This window comes from Wolbachia endosymbiont of Ceratosolen solmsi (assembly GCF_017869155.1).
Lineage (GTDB): Bacteria > Pseudomonadota > Alphaproteobacteria > Rickettsiales > Anaplasmataceae > Wolbachia > Wolbachia pipientis.
The window spans coordinates 713,293-735,933 of record NZ_CP054598.1; the positions used below are offsets into that span (position 1 = coordinate 713,293).

The window sequence follows — 22,641 nt, forward strand, 5'->3', positions numbered from 1 at the left end:
AATCGTCATCCCGCTACGTGTTAGCGGGATCTATGCTAGGAGATACCGTGACGGTATGGCGGTTAAGTAATTCGTCATTCCAGCGCGTGACGCACAACTATACAAACATTGTCCACCAGCAGGGTGTCATCCGAGTAGCTGACACTGCCCTCCTTTGTCATCCCAGTGCCCAGACACTGGGATCCAGAAGACTTAATTTTAACCAAGTGGCTGCATAATAAAGGCTGGATTCCAGTGTCAAGCACTGGAATGACATTACAGGGACACTGGGATGACATCATCCTTTTCTCTGGATTCCAGACTGGAATGACAGCAGTCCTACGTCATACCGTCACGGTATCTCTAGATCCCGCTAACAAGCAGCGGGATGACGGTTGTCAGGGTGTCAGCTACTTAGATGAAACCCTTTCCCGGTCTATCAAATCACATAGGAGAAAACTAAGACCAATCAAATTTCTTATCTTGCGGTTTTATTTGCAATATTGCTACCACACTGATCAACAAGCAGAAGACTATATAAAGCCCAGCAGCAAGGTTTGTTTGAGGAAATGTTACAGTCAACCAAATACAAACCATAGGAGTAAATCCTCCATGTAACGCATAAGAGACATTGCGTGATAAGCTCACACCACTAAATCTAACATTGGTAGGAAAGAGTTCAGATGCAACTATTCCTATGGGAACTATACCCCTTTCTATTATAGAGAGAACCATTACGCTCAACGCAATCACAAGATAATTTTTATAGTAATATGCAATAGATAACGCAGGACAACACAGTGCCATTGTAATTGCTATAAATAAGATTGCAGTGCGCTCTTTTCCAACTTTATCAGCCAACATTCCAAACGCTATTGAAGATATCGGCATTAATACACTGGTTATAATCAATACAATTTCGTTGATATATGTTGTTACATAAACATCCACTGATGCTATTTCCTTTGCGAGAGTTCGAAGAAATATGGTAAATCCAACAGCAACATTAACAGGTACAGATATTAAAATAGCAAGTATAAGAGCTCTCTTGTGGCGTTTTATAAGCTCTATTATTGGCAAATCAGGTAAATTTCTTTGTTTTCGATTTTTTTCATATGCTGGAGTTTCTCCCAATGTGTATATGCTATACGCGCTAATTAATCCTAAAATAGCTGAGAAAATAAATGGCAATCTCCAACCCAAGGTACAAAAATCAGTAGTTTTTTTGCAGATAATCACTATCACCGCAGAAAGCAAGACGCCAATGGAGCGACCAAAACCCATCATTCCAAAATACATCCCTAAGTTCTCTTTCCTACTGGATAAATGCTCTATAAGATAAACAGAACTTCCTTGTTCACCACCAAGTGCAATTCCTTGTGTTATATGGATTGCAAGAAGCAATATAGTAGAAATTATACCTACTTGATTGTGACTTGGAATAAATGCAATGAGACTTGATGGTATCGATATTAGCAAGATAGTAATTATTAATGCTATCCTCCTTCCATACCTGTCACCAACGTGACCAAATATGAATGCACCAAGTGGCCTTACAATTGCACCTAGCCCTACAATTCCAAATAATTGCAGTATGTTACTGTAGACATCTTTTGCAAAACAAAACTCTCTGCTGATTATGTTAATCAAATCAATAAAAAGCATGTAGTCATACCATATTGCGATTCTGCAGAGTATGGTTGATATCAACACCCTTGTTTGCACTAAATTCAATTCGTAAATGTTTGCTTATTCTATTCTGGCTGCTTTTTGGGATTTTACAACCTAAACATATGGAGTTGACTTTTTTATTATGGTGTGTGATAATTGCAATGAATATAGCTTATTTAGCAGCACTTATAGCAGCAGCTATAATAAAAATAGCAGCAGTAATACTTTGTGCTATAATATGTATAAGCATTTTCTTTATATTATTTAAGGGAAAAAGAACACTTAGATTCAAAAGGATTTCTATCTCTTCTGAAAACAGTAGGTGTAATTTCTATAATACTATCAATTATATCTCTCCCACTTATTATATTAAGCCTTACTACTCCGTCACCTCTGGTAGTAGGTATAGTAGGTGGTATCGTTGGTGCTATTTCCATAATACCATTAATAGTAGCTTACATTTTGCTTGTGGCTATATCGAATATCTTTATTACCAAGTCTTTATAAATTTGAGCTAATGTTACTGTCTTCATTTCTTCTTGGTTGTAATATTGCTGAAAGTTATCTATTTCCATAGGTATAACATATAATCTGATTTTATAAGATATTCTACCGGGATTAAAATATCGTAAATCTTAGGCGTTATAAACAAAATTTACAGGAAAAATAAGATGATACTACTCAAAAAGGCAAACAAGACGGTATTTTTCTGGCATAAGTTAGCGTTCAGCTTTACCTTTCCTTGCAAGACATTTTAGAGCTATTATGTCTTACTTCTTGAAGATACAAGTTAGCGTTTTTAACCCGAATTCTGGATTGGAGATTAAAAAAAACAAGAATATCAATAGCTTATTGTTTTAGCATTTACGATAAAGCAGTAAGCATTTTAAGACTAGTTACTAATTTAGTAAAGTTCAAGACTTTCAATAATTTACCTAAAATCTAATCCAGAATTCTGGTTAATAATAAAATCTTGTTTTTTGAAAATGAATTTGGTAAACTTTAAAGATGTATGTGACAATATGGTGATATATTGTTTTTAGTATTTAATAAATTAAAGTACGTACTTGATAATTTTTCTGAACGCTCTAATCAAGCTAAAATAGGTAAGCTAGATAAAATTATTCTTAGTTTAAAATTGGTATAAGGTATTAAGATGAAAAAAATTGAAATTTCAGAATTACTAAAAAGAATTTCAATCTGTTTACTATGCGTGGCAACTATTGTCTCTATCGCTTTTTTGTTTGCCTATATGCATACAATGTTGCTTAGTAAAGGGTATGAGTTAGCTGCACATTATGTTAGTGAAGCTATGCCTTGTGTGTTACTTGTCGTTCCCCTTTTTATTGTTTGGTTTGTATATGATCAAGTATTCAGCAAACTAAAGGAAGTAGAGCTGCCTATATCGATAGAATTAGCTAATTCAGATGATAAAAGAATAACATTTGCTGATGCTATAATTGATGACTCCTTAAAACAACGGTTGCAGATGATTTGCTGTGACCAAATGACAGAAGAAATGCGCAAGCTGTTTGGAAATAAAAGTATTAATTCACTAAGAGGTTACATATTATATGGCCCTCCTGGAAATGGTAAAACACTTATCGCTCGTGCAATTGCAGGTGAATCAAATATGAATTTCATAAGCATCTCAGGTCCTGAACTTATTGGAGTATATATTGGTCATGGTGCACATGCTGTACGCGAGCTTTTTAAAATAGCAAAAAAATATTCTCCTTGTATAGTCTTTATAGATGAAATAGATGCAGTTGCTCAAAAAAGAAGTACCGCTAATAACTCAGCTTACCATTGTCAAGAGAGTTTAACACAGTTGTTAACTGAAATAGATGGATTTAAGAGCAGAAAAGATATAATAGTAATTGGTGCAACTAACCTTATCGGTGGTATAGATCCAGCACTTATTAGACCTGGACGTTTAGGTCAGAAGGTTTATGTCCCTAATCCAAACATAGAGGTGAGACAAAAGATATTGGCACTTTATATGCGAGGTACAAAAACTGATGAAAAGCTAAGCCTCCAAGACTGAAGGCTATTCTGGGGCTGAGTTAGAGCAATTAGTGAATGAAGCAAAAATTAGCGCTGGTGCGCAAAGACGGCTTATAGTGAGTGAGGAAGATTTCAGTTACGCGCTTCACAGGTTAAGTCCAGAACAAGAAAGAGATAGAATAAAGTTAGTTTCAAACGCGAAGACACAGATAGAAGAAACTTCTTTTATACGGTAAACATAAAAATTGAAATTATAGAAGTGTAGCTGAGCCAACCTTCGTTATTCTTATTATTACCCACAAATAAAGACATGGTATTGCATTTACTCAAATAATTTAATTTTATTAACCTGAAAGCTTATTGGATTAAAATTATTAAATTAAGAGTTATAATTTTAGCAACTAAAAGCTGTAAATTGCACCATATAAACAGTTATTTCAAGCAAAAGTTATACTGACCTTAGCCAGAAAAAGTGGTGGAAAAGTTAGGAATGTTTTTTACAAAAAAAGACAGTATCAATAAAAAGGATTTTATTCTATTTGAAATATAAAATTATCATGTATTTTTCTGTTATTCCCAAGTGAATTATTATTAACTTAGCAGTATATATTATTAAAAACACAAGCAATACAATCATTTTTAGCAACCAAAACCAGCAAGCGTGAGAAGATTTTTTTTGGAATAAGTTGGTCATGATGTTTGTAAAACTTAATTTGTACACTTTACTTACCCCCAGTAATTCTGATATAGTTACTTTAGTTAAAGTCTATAAAAGTTTATAAATGGCAACCTTAAGTGTAAGAGAAGCTTTATGCACAGCAATTAGAGAAGAAATGCAAAACGACTCTGATGTGCTTATCATGGGTGAAGAAGTTGCAGAGTATGATGGTGCTTATAAAGTAACGAAAGGATTACTGAAAGAGTTTGGAGAAAACAGAGTAGTTGATACGCCTATTACCGAACATGGATTTGCTGGCCTTGCTGTTGGAGCGGCATTTGCTGGATTAAAGCCAATAGTCGAGTTTATGACTTTTAATTTTTCTATGCAAGCTATTGACCAAATTGTGAATTCCGCAGCAAAAACAAATTATATGTCAGGCGGACAACTTGGATGCCCTATAGTATTTCGTGGACCAAATGGCGCTGCAGCAAGAGTTGCTGCACAACATTCTCAATGCTTTGCAGCTTGGTATTCGCATATACCGGGGTTAAAAGTAATAGCACCCTATTTTGCCTCAGATTGCAGAGGTCTGCTTAAAGCTGCAATTCGTGACCCTAATCCGGTAATATTTCTAGAAAACGAAATAGCTTATGGACATGAGCATGAAGTTTCTGACTCTGAGCTATCAAACAAAGATTATCTACTTGAGATAGGCAAAGCTGCTGTTATACGGGAAGGAAAGGATGTAACTATCACTGCTTTTTCATTAAAATTAATGGATGCCTTAAATGCAGCAGATTTACTTTCGAGTGAAGGTATAGAAGCTGAAATTATTGACCTCAGAACCTTAAGACCACTTGACACTCAAACTGTTATTAACTCTATTCAGAAGACTAATAGGTTAGTTAGTGTAGAAGAAGGATGGCCATTTGCAGGAATAGGAGCAGAGCTGTCAGCCGTTATTATGGAACAAGGATTTGACTACCTTGATGCTCCAGTTGTACGTGTAACTGGCAAGGACATCCCCTTACCTTACGCTGCAAATCTAGAAAAAAAAGCATTACCGCAAGTGGAAGATATAGTTGAAGCCGTGCATCAGGTCTGTTTTAGAAAAAAATAGTTCTTTTTTGTGTCTCCTGTTCCGCATTGGTCCATCAAAGAAGTATTTCCAGTGCCGCCTATACCACCCATTACTTTTATGACGATAGTTTTAGCACCGAAAAATACAGCACAAAATATACCGAGTGCAAAAAGAGCTGGCCATGGCATTCTACCAAATATCGCAAGCAAAGCTGCACCTATTATCACTACGGTCATAAGCGGTCCGCCTATTCCCCAAACGTAGCCAATAATGTTACATATTACTTGAGCAGTTGTATCAGTATTAGTGTCAGCGGCAGCACTCCCAACATGAGAAAAAGAAATAAATAATACTATAAGAAAAATATTGAAAATTCTCTTGATTGTAGGATTCATCTCTATACCTTAAACTTAGATATTGTAATTATATCTAAAATAGTATAATTTTTAGTAAAACTAGCATAAAGATTGAATAACAAACGGTGCCACAAAAGTAGTTGACACACAACTGCACGAACATTGTGCTACCAGGAGGGCAATGCTTCCTTCTCCTGTCATCCAAGTGCCCTCTTTTTGTCATGAAAGTAGCTGACACTGATTTCCATCCAAGACGGTGTCATCCAACTCCCCTGTCATCCCAGTGCTTGACACTGGGATGGCTTTGTTGCATCGCTAGCTATGATGGATTAAAGATAAAAAAGGTGGAGAATATCAGTAGCTTATTATTCTGGTATTTATAACAAGAACGGTCAGTGAATACCTAAATTTGAGTAAAAGAAATTTCACTACCACTCACTAATCCGGCTAAAATTCAAGAATTTCAATGCTTTAGCTATTTTCAATAGAATTAAATTTATTAATATAAATAACAAATTACTATTCTTAAATTTGATCAGATTGATTGCAAAAAAACAAGATTTTCAATAAGTTGCTTATAATCCTAATTATAGTTAGCCTTTCATAAGTAGCGATGCAACAAAGCCCACTTGGATCCAGCCTTTCTGCAATCTCATCGAAAACGTTGTAACCACTTTCTATGCTAGTTTGCTTGTGAGCAACCTGGATCCCAGTGTCAGCTACTTGGATGACAAAAAAAGGAGCACTGGGATGACATCTTTATATTTAGGGCAAAAGAGGTACTTTCCGCTCATTTTTAACATTTCCTTCTTTTGCTTCATCCACTTTAGAGTCTGGTTCTTTATGTGTATCAGTCACAGATTCTTTTTCTGCTTGCATTATTTTACCTGATATGTACTCCTTAGCTTGCTTAGCGAGATCGATTACAATAACTACTCCAATTGCAGTTGCAATCGTAAGTGCTAGTGCATGTATTCCTACTGCAGGTAAGGACTCTAGTGCTGCTGATAAAGATGATAAGGAATCTACTTTACATATTGGAAAAACACCACTTACAGCGATAAAAGCTCCAGCTATGATGTTTCCAATAAACAGTAAAAGAGAAGTTAAGAACAAGTGCTGATAATTTTCAGGCTGTTGAGACAATCCTTTCGATGTTATTGAAAGCAAAATGTAAGCTACTATTAATGGTATTATGGAAATAGCACCAACGATACCACCTACTATACCTACTACCAGAGGTGACGGAGTAGTAAGGCTTAATATAATAAGTGGGAGAGATATAATTGATAGTATTATAGAAATTACACCTACTGTTTTCAGAAGAGATAGAAATCCTTTTGAATCTAAGTGTTCTTTTTCCCTTAAATAATATAAAGAAAATGCTTATACACATTATAGCACAAAGTATTACTGCTGCTATTTTTATTATAGCTGCTGCTATAAGTGCTGCTAAATAAGCTATATTCATTATCATTTTACCACTAAACTTAATAACACTGCAATTATCACATACCATAATAAAAAAGTCAACTCTATAGCTAACCCAAGAAAGGTTTCCCACGTCATACCGCGATTCATTCGCGGTATCTCTTAGCCGCTAACAAGCAGCGGGATGACGGTTGTCGGTTAGCCATAAACATTAAGAAATTTACCAAATAAAAAAAAGGCAAAAGAAGCCCCGTGGTTGGCTAATTACTTACATTAAACTTTCAAGTATGGCGTTTTTTTATTCTAAACACTTAATAACCGCGATTCAGTTGCTTTTAAGCCGCAACTAATCTAAATTATAAACGTTAAGAAATTTACTAAACAGAAAAAAGGTAAAAGAAACCCTAGGGTAGCTAATTATTCACTATCCATTTTTTAAGTTAGCGTTTTTTAATGTTTTAAATGCTTTATAAGCGTATTTCAGCTTGTGTAGGTCAAAACCCAGAAATTTGATAAAGACATAAGGTGCACATAGTGCAAAAATTAAACATGAGACGCCAGATACGTGAGTTTTTTGTCATTTAATCTGTACAGAGAAGATAAATAAATAGCTTCAGTTTCATGATAAGGGGGCTGGCGGAGTTTGTCAAGTAAGTTTTTTTGTTTCTAACGGTTGTTGCCAAAAACTATACAAGAAGTCTTTTAAGATCAATCACTTATCTTCAAGGCTTGAATAAAAGCATTCTGTGGAATATTTACGTTCCCTATAGAATGTAACCTTTTTTTACCCTTCTTTTGCTTTTCAAGTAGTTTCATTCTTCGCGTTACATCTCCACCATAGAGTTTAGCTGTTACATCTTTTCTGTATGGGTTAATCGTTTCTCTGGCAATAATTTTTCCGCCCACTGCCGCTTGAATCGCGATTTTATATTGCTGACGTGGTATTAGATCCTTCAAGCGTGCACATATTTCACGCCCCCTTTTTTCTGCCCTACTTTTGTGAACGATACAAGCCAGTGCATCTACGGGCTCTCCATTAATTAAAAAGCTTAATTTATCTATTTGGCTTACCAGATAGCTGGAAATTTCCCAATCCAAACTTGCATATCCTTTGGAAATTGATTTTAATCGATCATAAAAGTCAAAAACAACTTCAGATAGTGGTAATTTATATCTTAACAATGCTGTTGTTGTGTTACCAATGTAAGATAAATCCTCCTGTTCTCCCCTCCTTTCTTCACATAGAGATAGAATCTCTCCCAAGTATTGGTCAGGGACCATTATTGTTGCAGTAATCCACGGCTCTTCCACAATTTCAATTTTCGTTGGATATGGCATATCACTTGGGTTATGAATATTCAAAACTTCACCACTTCGTGTTGTAACCCTATATATAACACTCGGTGCAGTTGCTGTTAGGTCTAAATCAAATTCTCTCTCGAGCCTTTCTTGAATAACTTCAAGATGCAACATTCCCAAAAAACCACAACGAAATCCATAGCCTAGTGCATTTGAAGTTTCAGCTTCGAAGGTAAAACTTGCATCATTTAAATGTAACTTTTCTAGAGCTTCTCTTAGATATTTAAAATCATCCGTTTTATGAGGAAAAATGCTACAAAATACCACAGGATGCACTTCTTTAAATCCAGGAAGTGCTTTACTACAAGGTCTCTTTTCCTCAGTGATAGTGTCCCCTACCTTGCAGTCTGCTACTTCCTTCATTGAAGCAGTTATAAAACCAACTTCACCCGCTGAAAGTTCACCCGTCATCACTTTTTTAGGGGTGAAAATACCGATATTATCTATCTGATATGTAGCATTATTAGACATCATAACAATTTTCATGCCTTTTTTTAGCACTCCATTTTTAACTCGCACTAAAATTACTACTCCTAAGTAAGTGTCATACCAACTATCAACTAAAATTGCTTGCAATGGAGCATTGACATCACCTTGAGGAGCTGGAAGTTTTGCTACTATTGCTTCCAGTACATCTTTTATTCCAAGTCCAGTTTTTGCTGATATTAAAACTGACTCACTTGCGTCAATGCCAATTACTTCCTCAACCTGGAGTTTTACCTTTTCTGGATCTGCAGCAGGAAGATCAACTTTATTGAGCACAACTATTATTTCATGGTTGTTGTCAATAGCTTTATATACATTTGCAAGGGTTTGTGCTTCAACGCCCTGGCTACTATCTACCACTAAAAGTGAACCTTCACATGCGGCTAAGCTTCGACTTACCTCGTAAGAAAAGTCAACGTGACCTGGGGTGTCCATGAGATTTAGGCAATATTGATTACCGTCGTTTGCCGTATAATTGAGTTTTACCGTCTGTGCCTTAATTGTAATCCCACGTTCGCGTTCTATATCCATTGAATCGAGTATTTGATTGGTCATTTCTCTTGCTTCAAGGCCGTTACATTCCTCTATTAAACGGTCAGCAAGCGTTGACTTACCATGGTCTATATGCGCTATTATTGCGAAATTCCTTATGTTGTTCATTTATGGCCCACTATACTTAATTAGTGAAACTATTTTACATTTTAAGTGTTGTGAGGGCAATCCTTTATTAAGAGACTATTTACTCCTTCAACATAGACGACACTTTTTTCGAGCAGGAAATCACTTTATTAACCATATAGTTTTCATGATTATTATCTATTTTAGGCAACTCATATAGATAATTTACCATCATCCCGGCTGACTGACTAATACCCTTTTCAGAAGTATCCGCCATCCAGTTTAATTGTTTTATTGATGCGCCATTGCTTAAATGAAAATGCGCCACCGGGTCATAAGTATTTCCATTACTATTATTCACTTTTAGTAAATAATATGCACATAGTTTAAGCATGTATTGTTTAGTTTCATTTGTACATTCAACATTAGTTTTTAATTGCTCTGCACTTTCTAAAATTTCTGCACTAGATTGTTTTATATTTAGTTTGCCCAATAAAGTGACATCTTGGTTTAGATTGTTTTTTAGCCATTTCGTAAAGCCAGGTATTGGAGAAAGAGTTGCATATGTTTTTATACTTTTAAACTCCTGTGATAGCTTTTCTACAACCCTTTTGATCAAAAAATTACCAAGGCTGATTCCAGATAACCCTGCTTGAGTATTTGATATTGAATAGAATATAGCAGTGCTCGCATTACTCGGATCATTTGAAGGTACTGACTCATCTAAAAGGTGTTGAATGCTATCTGCAATCTTATCCACCAATGCACCCTCTACAAAAATTAGAGGTTCGTTTGGTATCTTGTAATGAAAAAAAGCAAAACAGAGACGATCAGAGTCTAGTCTGTTTTTTAGGTCGCCCCAAGAGGAAATTTTATGCACAGCTTCATATTTTATAAGTTTTTCTAGCAATGATGCAGGTGAATCCCAGGTGATTTGACGAAGATCGAGTAGATCAACATCAACCCAAGTATAGAGTATATTTTTTAATTCGCTCTCTAGTGGATTCAAGCTTCTATATTGGTTCTTTAGCTTAAGCACATCAGAACGCATATCAACAATAAACTTAAGGCCTTCTGGTAAAGAAATAAATTGCTTTAATATTTTAGAACGCGGTGATTCAAGAATTTTTATTAAATCCTGTTCAAATTTATAGTTTAACTCGGGATCTTGGTTTTTCTTATACTCTCTAATTTTCTCATCTATTTCCGCTTTATTCGGATTAAATTTTTCTGCCAGGGTTTGTAGAAATTTTATTTTACCTTTCTCTGATAAGCTTAAGTACAAGTTACCAAGAGATACAGCGTTTTTACGTGCTGAAACCTCCCCTCCCTTTGGATTTAAGCACTCGTTCATCTTCAAGACTAAACTATCGATATCGCGACTGTTGCTTAAATCAGGACTGATGTTACCAATCCACGATCTTACAGCATCTGCCACTCCACCTAGTATTTTAAAAAAGCTTCTTACCGCCTTTTTGTCTTCAACTTTCACTATATCAGTTTTTACCAATGATTCTTTTGTCATAGATTCCCTTTATTATACATAGCTAATGCAAGTCAGGGTCATACCGCCGCGGCATCTCTAGATCCCGCTAACAAGTAGCTGGATGACGAATTTGTCGTTTGTCAAATCGTCGGTAAACCCAAGTTATTTTAGCTACATATAGCTTAAGTTAAAGGAAAATTTTAGCTACATAGCAGGCACTATTACTGAATTATTAATGATTCAGTAATACAATAGACTTCTTGCACTACCTCCCAAGCCACAACTGTCATTCAGTAGAAACAAAAACTTCCTTGACAAACTCCGCCAGCACTCTTATCATGAAACTGAAGCTATTGTATTTGCTTTCGCCAATCTGCAGATTAAAAGGTAAGGATTACTTAATGTATTGGCGTCTTATGTTCAATTTTTTGCAGTATATAGATACTGTATGTCTTTACAAAACTTCATCTACATCTAGATTTTTATCTAAATAAGCTGAACGCGCTTATAAAGCGTTACAAGACATCAAAAAATGCCAATACTCGACAAAGATAGTAAAAGACTAGCTAACTCGGGGATTCTTTGTCTTTTTTTCTGCTTAGTAAATTTCTTAAACATTTGCAGCGTAAGTTAGTTGCAATTAAAAGCAGCTAAATCTTGCTTGTCAAGCGTTTAAAACATAAAAAACGCCAATATTTTAAAGCGGATAATAACCACGGGGCTTCTTTTGCCTTTTTTTTATTTGGTAAATTTCTTAATGTTTATGGCTAAACGACAATCGTCATCCCGCTACGTGTTAGCGGGATCTATGCTTTGAGATACCGCGAATAAATCGCGGTATGACGGTTAAGTAGGGTGTCATCCCAGTGCTCCTATGATGTCATTTCAGTGCTTGACACTGGGATCCAGCCTTTCACGCAATCCCATCAAGAACGTTGTATTTTACATAACACTTTTATGCTTACCAACTTAATAAAATTCCTGGATCCAAGTGNATACCAATATCAGTGAATTTATTAAGCAAATAGCATTTGATTAGCAGTTCTTTTTCTCGATTTATCTCAGATTTATTCCTAAAACTAAATCCGAATATTTGCTTTAATCTTGAGAAAAACCCTTCAATATAAGATCTTTTCCCATAATTTACTTCTTTTTTCCATTCTTTCATGCCATCTTCACCGTATAATTTTATTAACCTAATAGCAGCATTCCTGTCAGACATATAATCTATTTCTGGATGTTCTGCCGCATTGTTTATTGGTGGAATTTTTGTCTTTATATCATATTCGTTACACAACTTATAAAACTTGTGCCTATCACATGCTCTATCTGCATATAGTGCTTTTATGGCATGCTGAAAATCAACTTCTTTTAGCAAATCACAAGCTCCATAGTGATCAGAGTAGACACCGTTACTGTATTTTACAGCTATGGCTTTTTTGTTGTTTATATTCAACATTACGTGCAATTTTCTCGTTTGCTCATAGCCACGATATTTTCTGTCAGTGCTATTTTCCTTGCTGTGACCAGGAGTGTTGTTGTATATACTAATTCCTGTACTGTCTATAGCAATTTCGATATCTTCCATATTATTTTCTGCAATCATTTATCTTAATATTAAGTTTCTTAAACCTTCTTGATGCTTGTGAATAGCTGATAACTTCCAAATCTCTTCCTATTTGTTGCAAATACCCTTTTATAAACCCGACTGTTTGTCTTAAACCAATTCTAAAGAAACTGACGATTATATGCACCAAAATCACAACTTTATCACTATAAATATAGTTGCCGCCCTGCATTTTTGGACAATTCTCGTACCAATTTTCTATGGCGTCATTGATATAACAAAAAATGCTTCCTCTTTCTTGGAGAAATTTGTTATATTCATGGCAGTTACTGACTCTCATTTTTTGTGGCATATTTTTTCTTCAACAGTTAAATGGCTATTTATAATGAATTTTGTCAGTAACTGCCAGTTCTTTTCACTTGAGCGATGCAACAAAGCCATCCAAGTGTCTGGGCACTGGGATGACAGGCTAGCCTGACAACCGTCATCCCTGTAAAGATCAAGTATCCCACTACGTGTTAGCGGATGAGATACCGCGGCGGTATGACGGTTCGTGGCGGTATGACGGTTAAGCAATTCGTCATACCGCTGCTTGTTAGCGGCTAAGAGATACCGCGGCGGTATGACGTAGGACTGCTTTCATTCAAGTAGCTGAAACTGGAATGACACGTCATAAAGGAACCAGTGTCAGCTACTTGGATGATACCTTTTTTCTACTTAGTTTGGGTTATGCAAGAAGTCTATTTACTTCTTAACTTGACGCACATGATGTCTTGCAGCATCATCTACTGTCTCTAAATAAATCATTGCTAGACATATACCACTGTGTACTTCTACGGGTACCTTATTGCCTAAACTTCGATTAAAGCAAGAATTTTTTCCCGGAAAAGCAAGATTACTAAGGTGCAGTTCCCATTTTAATCCTTTAGTTGATATTTGAGCTCTCGGTATACCAAGTAAAGATATTTTAGTATTTTTTGGCAAAGAAAAAAAATGGGTAATACCTTTTTGTAAAGTGTAACCTACCATGGGAGGTGAAGGTGTGTAAAAGATACTGCCCGTACTTAGAAAAATGTTAATATTCTGTAGTATGTGATCAATTGCTCCTCCAGTAATACCCGTTACTATTGATGGCAATAACTTTACTGTTTTTAAGTGAGCCATTGCTTTAGAAAAGTCGCAATAATCTTGATCAGGTAGATATATCGTATTCAAATTAGCACGTAAATCCAGATTTACGCTATCCAAATCTCCTACTACAAGATCAGGTTTTACGCCAATTGATAGAAGCTTGTTTGCTCCTCCATCTACAGCAATAATAGGTATATCTCGTTTAAAAAACGATGAGCTCGGTATTTTTCCATTTAGCACTACAATAGAACGATATTGTTGTTGTGTACTGCAGTGCAGCACATGATCATGGTGCAGGTTTTGCATCGTAGTAACATTTTTGAATAATTGATATTATGCTAATCACTAATCCAGCAATATTGCTAAGCACCACAAAAATTGAGCTCTGGTAAAGACCATAGCCAATCCAAGACAATGAACAAATAAGATAGTTTACTAACATTAACATCGATACATCACGAGTAACTTTAGTGATATATGCTTTATATACTTGAGGTGATAATCCAATTAGAGATGCAATTAACGCAATGAAGCCGAAGCATTCTTCAATATTTATATACATACATTTTCCTACGCTTGCTTTAACAATATCAGGTTCAAAGGGTTGTACTTTATGTACTCTCAGCTTTTCTAGAGCACCCCTAATGCGTGTAATTTATAACATCATTTAGTCTATTAATCAAGAAATTAATAGTGACTTGCATTTATGAAACCCAATCGGCTCCTATGCTAATTATTATCTAAACTAATCTTCGGTTGTGCATCTTGCTCAGAGATTAGGGCAACCAACAAATTATTTATCAATTGAACCTTTTGCTTGCCATCTAATTGTAAGCTTTTGTTTTTTTCAAAATGAGCTATTACTTCCTCGACAATTCCTATTGCATTTTGCACTATATGCCTTCTTGCCGAAGTGATAGCATGTGCTTGTTGACGCCTTAACATTGCTTGTGCAATCTCGGACGAATACGCCAAATGCGATATTCTTGCTTCTGTAATCTCAATTCCTGCAATATCTAATCTTTGTTGTAACATTGACCGCAATTCATCTGAAATTTTATCAGAATTTTTACGTAAAGACTCCTCATCGCTTTCGCTATCATACGGATAATTGCTTGCTAATTCTCTTATTACTGAGTCACTTTGTACAAAAACAAATTCGTGATAGTTGTTAACATTATAATACGCCTTCGCCGGGCTGTTCACTCTCCAAACAATCACTGCTGAAATCTCTATTGGACTTCCATTGGCATCATTCACTTTTATTTTTTCTGTGTTGATATTTTGAAATTTTAGGGAAACTATATATTTGCTTGAAAAGGGAAGCGTTACACATATTCCAGACTTAAAATAAGTTCCAATATAATGACCAAAAAACTCTATCACTCTTGCTTCATTAGGGTCATTAATAAAAAATCCTTGAAGAAAAGTCAAAATTGAAACGGCAGCAACTCCAAGTGCAATTGTGCTGTCATATGCCAAAAAAAGCAGCGATAAAATTAATCCTAGCGCTATTAGTACAGGAAAAAACCGGAGTTGACTTAAATTTCTATCGTTTATCGTATTCTTATCCATATTGTCTTTAAACTTCTTTTTCACTTGAACCCTCTCTGTTGATCGTTTTATTTATCTTATTTACAAATAGTTTGAACTCTCTTAATTCATGATCAGGCAATTTTACTTCAGTTTCATGCGCTATCGTAAGCGGATCGATGTGTTTGCCGTTATATATAACTTCGTAATGTAAATGAGGTCCTGTTGCAACACCAGTGCTACCAACATAGGCGATGACCTGCCCCTGCTTTACTTTAGAGCCTAACTTTATATCGCCACTAAATCTACTTATATGCGCGTAACAGGTTGAATACTCATTTTTGTGTTTTATTTTGATGTAATTTCCATAGCCACCATTCTTTCCTATATATTCTATCACACCCTCTGCAGCAGCGTATATGGGAGTGCCAAGTTTAGCTGCATAATCCACTCCTTTGTGAAAAGCAATTTTACCGCGAACAGGATGCTTTCTATTGCCAAATTTTGAGGATATGCGATAATCTCCATTTAAAGGATTTGCAAAAATTTCGCCATTTTTTAAGCTTATTCCTTCTTTATTAAAATACCTTTCTTTGCCGTCTTGTGATTTATAATGATATAAACTAATAGCTTTTTTGTTTATTGTCAGTGAAGCATATAAAATTTTTTCTTCAGTCTTCTGATTATTAGGCAATCTCTCAAAAAGAACCTCCAATTTACTCTCTGGCACAATGTCTTTTTTAAAATCAACACCAAAATCTTTATATATGTTGATCAATTTCACCACTGTATTTGGCGCCAACCCTTCCGTGGCAAAAAAGGAAGATTTTATGGTACTGGATATGAATAACAACTTTCTATCACTTTCTGTCGTCAAAGTAGCTTTTTTTTTTCTGATTCCATGCTGGAATGGCTGTGCAAGATCTGTTGATGTTTCAGTAGCATATGCTGGTAAAATACAAAGCAATACAAATATTACCAGCCTCATAGCTTATCAACAAAAGTAAAATTACCTTCCACATACTGTACATCATCATTATCTTCCAGCTCTTCAACCAATGCAGATAATTTATCAATCAACTCTTTATCGCTAATTTCAATCAGATCTTTTGTCTGCCATGAAAGACGAGCAAGTTCTGGTTCTCCGAATTTTGCATAAAAGGCATCGCGTACTTTACCAAAATCTTTTATTTCACAAGTTATAACGTGTAATCCTTCTTTGTCATTTTCCTCAATATTCAATACTTCTAATTCGATTCCATGACTGAATAAATCGTCAAAATTCACACCCTCTGCTTTATAGACGATTAAGCCTACATGATCGAAAAGGTAACTAACACTTCCTGTTTCTCCTAAATTTCCACCTTTACGAGAAAAGATATAACGTACCTCAGAAGCAGTACGGTTGCGGTTATTAGTCAAGGCATGGACAATGAGTGCAGTGCCAGAAGGCCCATGACCTTCATATTGGATTTCCTCATAATTTTCTCCAGCAACGTTACCAGTTGCATTTTTTATTGCTGTTTCTATTTTATCTTTTGGCAAATTTTCCTTGCGCGCAGCAAATATAGCAGAACGAAGGCGTGGGTTGAGTTCGTGATCGGGTAGCCCTTGCTTTGCAGCAACTGTTATTTCTCTAATCAGCTTCGTAAATTTTTGAGAGCGCTTTGCATCCTGAGCGCCTTTCCGATGTTTTATATTTGAAAATTGTGAATGACCAGCCATATTCAAATAGTTAAAAATCTAAATTATATATCAAAGCATAGAAAAAGCTAAAGCAAATTTTCAAGCCTCCGGCTTGGCATCTTGTAGGTTTTCTGCTAATAACATACTTTCATACTGCTCAGCTTCTAAGTCAAGGCCAATAGCTGAATGGACTGCTATTAAATAGTTAATAGATTTAGAAAAATATTTAGAATCCTTATAGCTTGCCATATTCTGGAAACGCTTAATTGCTGCTAAATATTCACCACGCCTCAGGTAAAATTTACCGATAGAATACTCTTTTGTTGATATATGCTCTGTGATTAGCTTTGTTTTTTCCTTTATCTCGTCTACATATTCGCTGCCTGGAAAGAGATTAATGTATTCTGTAGCCAGCTCTAAAGTTTTATATGCAGTTTGCTGTCCAAGTTGCACTTTATTAATTTGCATGTAATAAGATAATACTCTTAAGTAGTATACATATGGTAAATCTTCACCATTTGAATAAACATATATATAATCAGCCATATCACTTGCAGCACTGTTATAGTTACCCATATTATAGTGAGAAACTCCAGATAATAATTTCGCTTTCATTGCCCAATAAGACAAAGGATACAAATCCTCTATCTTGTGAAATGCCCTAATAGCTTGTTTATATTTTTTCTGGTCAAAAAGTTCAACTGCTTCTTCATATAGTTCAGTTTCAGTTTTTTCAAGATCATCCGCATACGATTGTGTAAAGGAGCAAATTAGGAAAATAAAGCACGTGATTAAAGTCTTATACATAAGATTTTTTTCGATCAAAATAAAGTATAGACCTAAATATTACTTAAATAAATAAATTTCTTAGGCAATAGCCGGCCCTTCTTCTTTATAACTACGGTCAGAACTACCTGCATTTCTTGATTCACCTCGTCCTTCCACTTTTGGATCTTTCAGCGTCTTGCTGTAGGAATGTATAGTTAAGATCTGTACAGCCATAAAAATTGCAATACCTATCAAGCCTAAAGTAGGTCCAACAGCAGGATTTAAGGACGATGCTAATGCCATTAACATTATCCTTCTTATTAAAAATATAGAAGAACCAGCAAGCGCCAATCCGGCTACAGATATATTGCTAGTTTTCTTGCTAGATTTCTCATCAAGATCAGACTTTTCTGTTTCCTTTTTCTTATTTTTTTCATGCTTATCAATATAAGAAACAAGAGTTGCAAGAAAAGCAATTGCATTGGCAAGAAATAAAATTGCATCCTCTGCTGCTTCAAGTGAAGATGTTTCACCCATTATCATACCTACAATAACCAGTGCAGTTGTTATAGCCTCAATATAGATCAAACACTGACCTATATCAGAAATATTGTGCTCTTTTTCCTTTACTTCCTCTCCATTTTCAATAATCTCCAACTCTCGTTCTTTTTGTGCTATCTTCCTATTATTGTAAATTAAATATAGCGTACAAATAAGAGATAAGACTGTAAAAGGTAATATAGTGTGGCTTAGCGCGCCACTTATCACGCCAAGTAATACCTGATCGCTACATATTTTTTCCAGTTCAATAGCCATAAATAATGCAAATGGAACCATTGTTACCAATGATACACATTGTCTATATAGCTCTCTTTTTTTTAGTGCTAATAGTTCTTGTTCTAGCCTTTCTCTTTTGACTTCTTTATCAACTGTTGGCCAAAAATCCCAAAAAACTCTTCTAATGGTTCAAAATCTCTTTTTTTCTTATTCTTTCCTGGAACCTTTTTGGTAGAAGAAAATTTGCCACTAGGTATTTTCATAATATTAACCTAATTAGTTGTAAGTTAATACAATTATACACCTTTTTGCTTTCTGAGTCAATATCACTAAGATATTAACTACTCTTGTCTATTAACTATTTCCTAGGAGATTTAACCAATCTGTTTGATGCCGGCTAGGATATAATTATAGCCTGACCACATAGTTATAATAGCTGCAACCCATAAACAAATCGCACCTGTATATTGAATCATATAATAATCGTTCATTATTAGCGCTACTACAGCAACCATCTGCAAAAATGTTTTAATTTTGCCAGCTTTGCTTACAGGTAGACTAACATTTGTAGCTATCAAAAACTCCCGCAAACCCGAGACTAATATCTCCCTACAGATGATGATAATCGATGGTACTATTGTAAAATCATTTATCTTCTGCTTATAAACTAGCATAATTATCGTTGAAACCACTATTAATTTATCAGCAATTGGATCAAATAGCTTGCCAAATTTTGATTGGACTTTCCACGCACGCGCCAAGTAACCATCAAAAAAATCCGTAATGCACGCAAACACAAAGATTGATATTGTTATCAGGCCTGCATATTTATTTTCTATATAAAAACTTAATATTATTGCTGGTACTGCAAGCGCACGAGAAATTGTAAGCAAATTAGGCACGTTTTTCTTAAGCATGTAATACCATTCTACGTAGTAGGTAAACTTATACAGAAGTACACCAGAGTTCACAAGCTAATAGTTTACAATTGAACATTTATAAAAACTCCATATACTTAAAAAATATAAGCTTAAAATATAAGGATGTAATGATGAACGATGATTTAGATAGTACCACAAAACAAGAGGCACTTAATTATCACAGTAGAGGTGGTAAGCCTGGTAAAATTTCAATCATGCCAACAAAACCTTTATCTACCCAGTATGATTTGTCACTTGCTTATTCCCCTGGCGTTGCAGCTCCGTGCCTTGAAATAGCTAAAAATCCTGAGGTTATTTATGATTATACGGCAAAAAGCAACTGTGTTGCTGTCATTTCAAATGGCACTGCAGTGCTTGGACTTGGTAATATCGGTCCTCTTGCTGCAAAACCTGTCATGGAAGGCAAAGCTGTTTTATTTAAGCGTTTTGCTGATATTGATGCAGTTGATATAGAAGTTGGTACAGAAAATATAGAAGATTTTATCAATGCAGTAAGGTACCTTGGGCCAAGTTGGGGGGGGATAAATTTAGAGGATATAAGATCTCCCGATTGTTTTATAATAGAGAAACGTCTGAATGAACTGATGGATATTCCAGTGTTCCATGATGACCAGCATGGAACTGCAGTGGTTGTTGCAGCTGGTATAGAAAATGCTCTTGATATTGTCGAAAAGAAATTAGAGGACGTTAAGATCATTATGAATGGTGCTGGAGCAGCCGGTATTGCATGTTTAGAAATACTAAAGTCCATGGGCGCTAAAAATATAGTGCTGTGTGATAAGCAAGGAGTAATATACAAAGGTAGAAACGAGGACATGAATGAGTGGAAGGAAAAATATGCAATTGATACTTCCGAACGTTCTCTACTTGATACAATAAAAGGCGCTGATGTATTCATCGGACTATCTGCAAAAGATGTGTTAAATGAAGAGATGTTAAAGAGTATGGGCAAAGACCCGATTATTTTTGCTCTTGCCAATCCCGATCCAGAAGTAAGGCCTGAGTTTGCAAAATCTGTGAGGCCAGATGCAATAATTGCAACTGGTAGGTCAGATTACAACAACCAAGTCAACAACGTAATGGGTTTTCCTTATATATTTAGAGGGGCACTTGATGTACATGCAACAACAATAAATGATGAAATGAAAATTGCAGCTGCAGATGCAATAGCAAAGCTTGCCCGTGAGCCAGTACCAGGTGAGATATCTGCAGTCTATGGCGGTCGTAAAATGGGCTATGGACGTGAATATATAATACCTACTCCATTTGACCCAAGATTAATTTCTATAGTAGCTCCTGCTGTTGCAAAAGCCGCAGTTGATTCAGGTGTTGCAAGAAAGGCAATACAAGATTGGAGTAAATATGAAAATCAATTAAAATCTCGTCTTTCTAATGTTCTCAGCACGCTGAATTTACTATCTTCACATATGTAATTTATTGGATAAAGTTAAAAGTGATAAACCAACCCAAACTCTAAGCCATATATGCCAAACCTATTGGTAATGGTTGCAGTTGTTGATTCAACACGTGCAGTTTCATCAACTTTACTTCCTCCACCGGCAGGAATATATCCTTCACCAGCTAGTATCTTTATTCCTGGTACAATATCTTTAAATTGGTTATCAAGGATACCAAAATAGCGTAAACCAGCAAATGCTTGAGTTTGTGCTGTAAGTTGGTGATTGATACCAAGTTTTGCTTGGTAAGCCAAGGCATATCTGGTTTTTCCTAGAAATTTAACCCTAGTTACACCTGCACCAATACCAACATATGGGGTGAATGGCATTTTTGCTATATTAAAATCACGATATACATTGACCATTCCAGCTAAGTTATTAAAACCTTCATTTTTCATCTTAAATGCAGCTCTGAACTCTGCTTCAACACTACAATTTTCTTGAATGTGAATATCAACCTTTCCACTTCTCCAAGGTGAATTGCATTCCGCTCCAGTAGACGCATCATTGTGACGACGAAGTTCAATATATCTTGCTTTTTTCTTATCTGAATAATCTTCATCATATAAGTTAGTCTGAGAATATAAGCCTTCAAACTCAACTCTCATATTTTTGAATAAATACCCTATTGCAGCACTACCGGCAAACCCTGGAACATATTTAGGACTGTATCCAGCTTCAATTCGCTCCTTCTTATTAAAACTAAAAACCCCTCTGTTATATTGTCACCTGCATCTTCTTTTCCTTCTAGAGAACCTATTGCATTGAAGAATGCTCCAAAATAGTTAGCTTTGATGTAAACATTCTCTAAGTTATTTATTTTATCATCGTAAGATAAGCACCTAAATGAAAAAGTTAGCAAAACCAAAGATATGTGAATTTAAATCTTTCGCCCACCACAAAGCCTCCCTGCATAACTTGTCATTCCATTATTATAGTATACTTCTATTTTTTATGATAGCAACTTTTTATTGCGCTCAATCGTTTTAGATTTATAATGAAAGTATTGTAATTTAAAGCAAATCAATGACTATTGCAATTCACGAATTAGAGAGGATCATCAAACAATCGTTCCCCGACGCTGATATAAAAATTCATGATCTTGCTGGAGATGATGACCATTATCATTTAAAAATAAATTCCAAGTGTTTTCTTGGAAAGACAAAAATAGAACAGCATAAAATGGTATATAAAGCTCTGGAAGGTCAGTCTATACACGCCTTGCAACTGGAAACTAATACTTTAAAATAAGGTGAATTTATGAGCAATTTTGAACAAATAAAAAAAGATATAACAGAAAATGATGTGGTATTGTATATGAAAGGCACTTCTGATTTTCCTCAATGCGGATTCTCTGGACTCGTCGTGTCAATCCTAAAAAAATTGAACGTGAAGTTTAAGTATATTAACGTGTTGGAGAATGATGAAATACGTGAATCTATAAAAAAGTTTTCTGATTGGCCAACAATTCCACAATTATATATAAAGGAAGAGTTTATTGGTGGTTGCGACATCACTCGCGAGATGTACGAAAAAGGCGAACTGCAAAGTTTATTGAAGGAAAAAAAAATTATTGCGGAATAAGTACCAAGAAACCAGTGCCCAGACGCTGGATAACGTAGTATAGCTATGAAAAAGGATCTTAT

General features: G+C 35.4%; 25 protein-coding genes, 2 pseudogenes and 1 riboswitch. Of the genes and pseudogenes, 9 read left to right on the forward strand and 18 right to left on the reverse strand.

The window, feature by feature from the left end; genetic code table 11:
* Positions 1-144: 144 nt before the first annotated feature.
* Positions 145-255, forward strand: a pseudogene (locus HUB95_RS06605) (WPE palindromic element domain-containing protein); the annotation flags it as partial.
* Between the two features lie 183 nt (positions 256-438).
* Here the strand turns inward: HUB95_RS06605 and HUB95_RS03485 are convergent.
* On the reverse strand, positions 439-1,704 hold the full coding sequence (locus HUB95_RS03485; RefSeq protein WP_256433088.1) for an MFS transporter: 1,266 nt from the start codon (positions 1,702-1,704) through the stop codon (positions 439-441).
* 206 nt (positions 1,705-1,910) lie between these two features.
* On the reverse strand, positions 1,911-2,087 hold the full coding sequence (locus HUB95_RS03490) for a hypothetical protein (RefSeq protein ID WP_174930852.1): 177 nt from the start codon (positions 2,085-2,087) through the stop codon (positions 1,911-1,913).
* Between the two features lie 719 nt (positions 2,088-2,806).
* On the opposite strand from HUB95_RS03490, the gene HUB95_RS03495 reads away from it, so the two are divergent.
* The 3 genes from HUB95_RS03495 (at position 2,807) to HUB95_RS03500 (ending at position 5,438) form a co-directional block, all read left to right on the forward strand.
* Complete coding sequence (locus HUB95_RS03495; protein ID WP_244662724.1) at positions 2,807-3,697, forward strand: ATP-binding protein; 891 nt, start codon at positions 2,807-2,809, stop codon at positions 3,695-3,697.
* A 31-nt stretch (positions 3,698-3,728) separates the two neighbouring features.
* Positions 3,729-3,893: a hypothetical protein gene (locus tag HUB95_RS06170; RefSeq protein ID WP_244662725.1), complete on the forward strand. Its 165-nt coding sequence runs from the start codon at positions 3,729-3,731 to the stop codon at positions 3,891-3,893.
* 546 nt (positions 3,894-4,439) lie between these two features.
* Positions 4,440-5,438: a pyruvate dehydrogenase complex E1 component subunit beta gene (locus HUB95_RS03500; RefSeq protein WP_197907195.1), complete on the forward strand. Its 999-nt coding sequence runs from the start codon at positions 4,440-4,442 to the stop codon at positions 5,436-5,438.
* Here the strand turns inward: HUB95_RS03500 and HUB95_RS03505 are convergent.
* The gene (locus HUB95_RS03505; protein WP_015588961.1) at positions 5,414-5,794 is read right to left on the reverse strand and encodes a TrbC/VirB2 family protein; all 381 of its coding nucleotides are present in this window, start codon (positions 5,792-5,794) and stop codon (positions 5,414-5,416) included. The genes HUB95_RS03500 and HUB95_RS03505 overlap by 25 nt on opposite strands.
* Before the next feature lie 101 nt (positions 5,795-5,895).
* Here HUB95_RS03505 and HUB95_RS03510 point away from each other — a divergent pair, with 101 nt between their 5' ends.
* Positions 5,896-6,138, forward strand: a complete 243-nt coding sequence (locus tag HUB95_RS03510) for a hypothetical protein (protein ID WP_141457193.1) — start codon at positions 5,896-5,898, stop codon at positions 6,136-6,138.
* A 382-nt stretch (positions 6,139-6,520) separates the two neighbouring features.
* On the opposite strand, the gene HUB95_RS03515 is transcribed toward HUB95_RS03510, so the two are convergent.
* A complete protein-coding gene (locus HUB95_RS03515; RefSeq protein ID WP_209452301.1) occupies positions 6,521-6,925 on the reverse strand; it encodes a hypothetical protein in 405 nt (134 codons plus the stop codon).
* Positions 6,926-6,950: 25 nt separating this feature from the next.
* Between HUB95_RS03515 and HUB95_RS03520 the strand changes: the two genes are divergently transcribed.
* Positions 6,951-7,127 carry a hypothetical protein gene (locus tag HUB95_RS03520; RefSeq protein WP_174930852.1) on the forward strand — a complete coding sequence of 59 codons (177 nt, stop codon included), beginning with the start codon at positions 6,951-6,953 and terminating at the stop codon, positions 7,125-7,127.
* 767 nt (positions 7,128-7,894) lie between these two features.
* Here HUB95_RS03520 and lepA read toward each other — a convergent pair.
* The 12 genes and pseudogenes from lepA to pgsA form a co-directional block, all read right to left on the reverse strand.
* Positions 7,895-9,691: a translation elongation factor 4 gene (gene lepA / locus HUB95_RS03525; RefSeq protein ID WP_209452302.1), complete on the reverse strand. Its 1,797-nt coding sequence runs from the start codon at positions 9,689-9,691 to the stop codon at positions 7,895-7,897.
* Positions 9,692-9,770: 79 nt separating this feature from the next.
* Positions 9,771-11,174, reverse strand: a complete 1,404-nt coding sequence (locus HUB95_RS03530; protein ID WP_209452303.1) for a malonyl-CoA decarboxylase — start codon at positions 11,172-11,174, stop codon at positions 9,771-9,773.
* 922 nt (positions 11,175-12,096) lie between these two features.
* Positions 12,097-13,054, reverse strand: a pseudogene (locus HUB95_RS03535) (IS5 family transposase).
* 392 nt (positions 13,055-13,446) lie between these two features.
* The gene (locus tag HUB95_RS03545; protein ID WP_197907182.1) at positions 13,447-14,139 is read right to left on the reverse strand and encodes a thiamine diphosphokinase; all 693 of its coding nucleotides are present in this window, start codon (positions 14,137-14,139) and stop codon (positions 13,447-13,449) included.
* Entirely contained in the window at positions 14,120-14,395 is a 276-nt protein-coding gene (locus HUB95_RS03550; RefSeq protein WP_006280002.1) for a SemiSWEET family sugar transporter, read from the reverse strand. Before HUB95_RS03550 ends, HUB95_RS03545 begins: the two co-directional genes overlap by 20 nt.
* Positions 14,384-14,486: riboswitch (TPP riboswitch) on the reverse strand. (Overlaps the previous gene by 12 nt.)
* Before the next feature lie 76 nt (positions 14,487-14,562).
* The gene (locus HUB95_RS03555) at positions 14,563-15,408 is read right to left on the reverse strand and encodes an SPFH domain-containing protein (protein ID WP_141457374.1); all 846 of its coding nucleotides are present in this window, start codon (positions 15,406-15,408) and stop codon (positions 14,563-14,565) included.
* Between the two features lie 7 nt (positions 15,409-15,415).
* Complete coding sequence (locus HUB95_RS03560; RefSeq protein ID WP_197907183.1) at positions 15,416-16,354, reverse strand: M23 family metallopeptidase; 939 nt, start codon at positions 16,352-16,354, stop codon at positions 15,416-15,418.
* The gene (locus HUB95_RS03565) at positions 16,351-17,091 is read right to left on the reverse strand and encodes a YebC/PmpR family DNA-binding transcriptional regulator (protein WP_209452306.1); all 741 of its coding nucleotides are present in this window, start codon (positions 17,089-17,091) and stop codon (positions 16,351-16,353) included. The genes HUB95_RS03560 and HUB95_RS03565 overlap by 4 nt, the downstream gene beginning before the upstream one ends.
* 60 nt (positions 17,092-17,151) lie before the next feature.
* Positions 17,152-17,859 carry an outer membrane protein assembly factor BamD gene (locus HUB95_RS03570; protein ID WP_197907184.1) on the reverse strand — a complete coding sequence of 236 codons (708 nt, stop codon included), beginning with the start codon at positions 17,857-17,859 and terminating at the stop codon, positions 17,152-17,154.
* 60 nt (positions 17,860-17,919) lie between these two features.
* The gene (locus HUB95_RS03575) at positions 17,920-18,657 is read right to left on the reverse strand and encodes a hypothetical protein (protein ID WP_242049538.1); all 738 of its coding nucleotides are present in this window, start codon (positions 18,655-18,657) and stop codon (positions 17,920-17,922) included.
* A 62-nt stretch (positions 18,658-18,719) separates the two neighbouring features.
* A complete protein-coding gene (locus HUB95_RS06175) occupies positions 18,720-18,860 on the reverse strand; it encodes a hypothetical protein (RefSeq protein WP_244662726.1) in 141 nt (46 codons plus the stop codon).
* Between the two features lie 111 nt (positions 18,861-18,971).
* Positions 18,972-19,514, reverse strand: coding sequence for a CDP-diacylglycerol--glycerol-3-phosphate 3-phosphatidyltransferase (pgsA, locus tag HUB95_RS03580; protein WP_015588952.1), 543 nt, complete (start codon positions 19,512-19,514; stop codon positions 18,972-18,974).
* A gap of 134 nt (positions 19,515-19,648) precedes the next feature.
* Between pgsA and HUB95_RS03585 the strand changes: the two genes are divergently transcribed.
* A complete protein-coding gene (locus tag HUB95_RS03585; RefSeq protein ID WP_015588951.1) occupies positions 19,649-20,971 on the forward strand; it encodes a malic enzyme-like NAD(P)-binding protein in 1,323 nt (440 codons plus the stop codon).
* Between the two features lie 14 nt (positions 20,972-20,985).
* Here HUB95_RS03585 and HUB95_RS03590 read toward each other — a convergent pair whose 3' ends face one another.
* Positions 20,986-21,678, reverse strand: coding sequence for a P44/Msp2 family outer membrane protein (locus HUB95_RS03590; RefSeq protein ID WP_151807861.1), 693 nt, complete (start codon positions 21,676-21,678; stop codon positions 20,986-20,988).
* Positions 21,621-21,857, reverse strand: a complete 237-nt coding sequence (locus HUB95_RS06180; protein ID WP_151807860.1) for a hypothetical protein — start codon at positions 21,855-21,857, stop codon at positions 21,621-21,623. The genes HUB95_RS03590 and HUB95_RS06180 overlap by 58 nt, the downstream gene beginning before the upstream one ends.
* Positions 21,858-22,021: 164 nt before the next feature.
* Between HUB95_RS06180 and HUB95_RS03595 the strand changes: the two genes are divergently transcribed.
* Entirely contained in the window at positions 22,022-22,246 is a 225-nt protein-coding gene (locus tag HUB95_RS03595) for a BolA/IbaG family iron-sulfur metabolism protein (protein ID WP_015588949.1), read from the forward strand.
* A gap of 9 nt (positions 22,247-22,255) precedes the next feature.
* The gene (grxD, locus tag HUB95_RS03600; RefSeq protein WP_006280013.1) at positions 22,256-22,579 is read left to right on the forward strand and encodes a Grx4 family monothiol glutaredoxin; all 324 of its coding nucleotides are present in this window, start codon (positions 22,256-22,258) and stop codon (positions 22,577-22,579) included.
* The last annotated feature ends 62 nt before the right edge of the window (positions 22,580-22,641 follow it).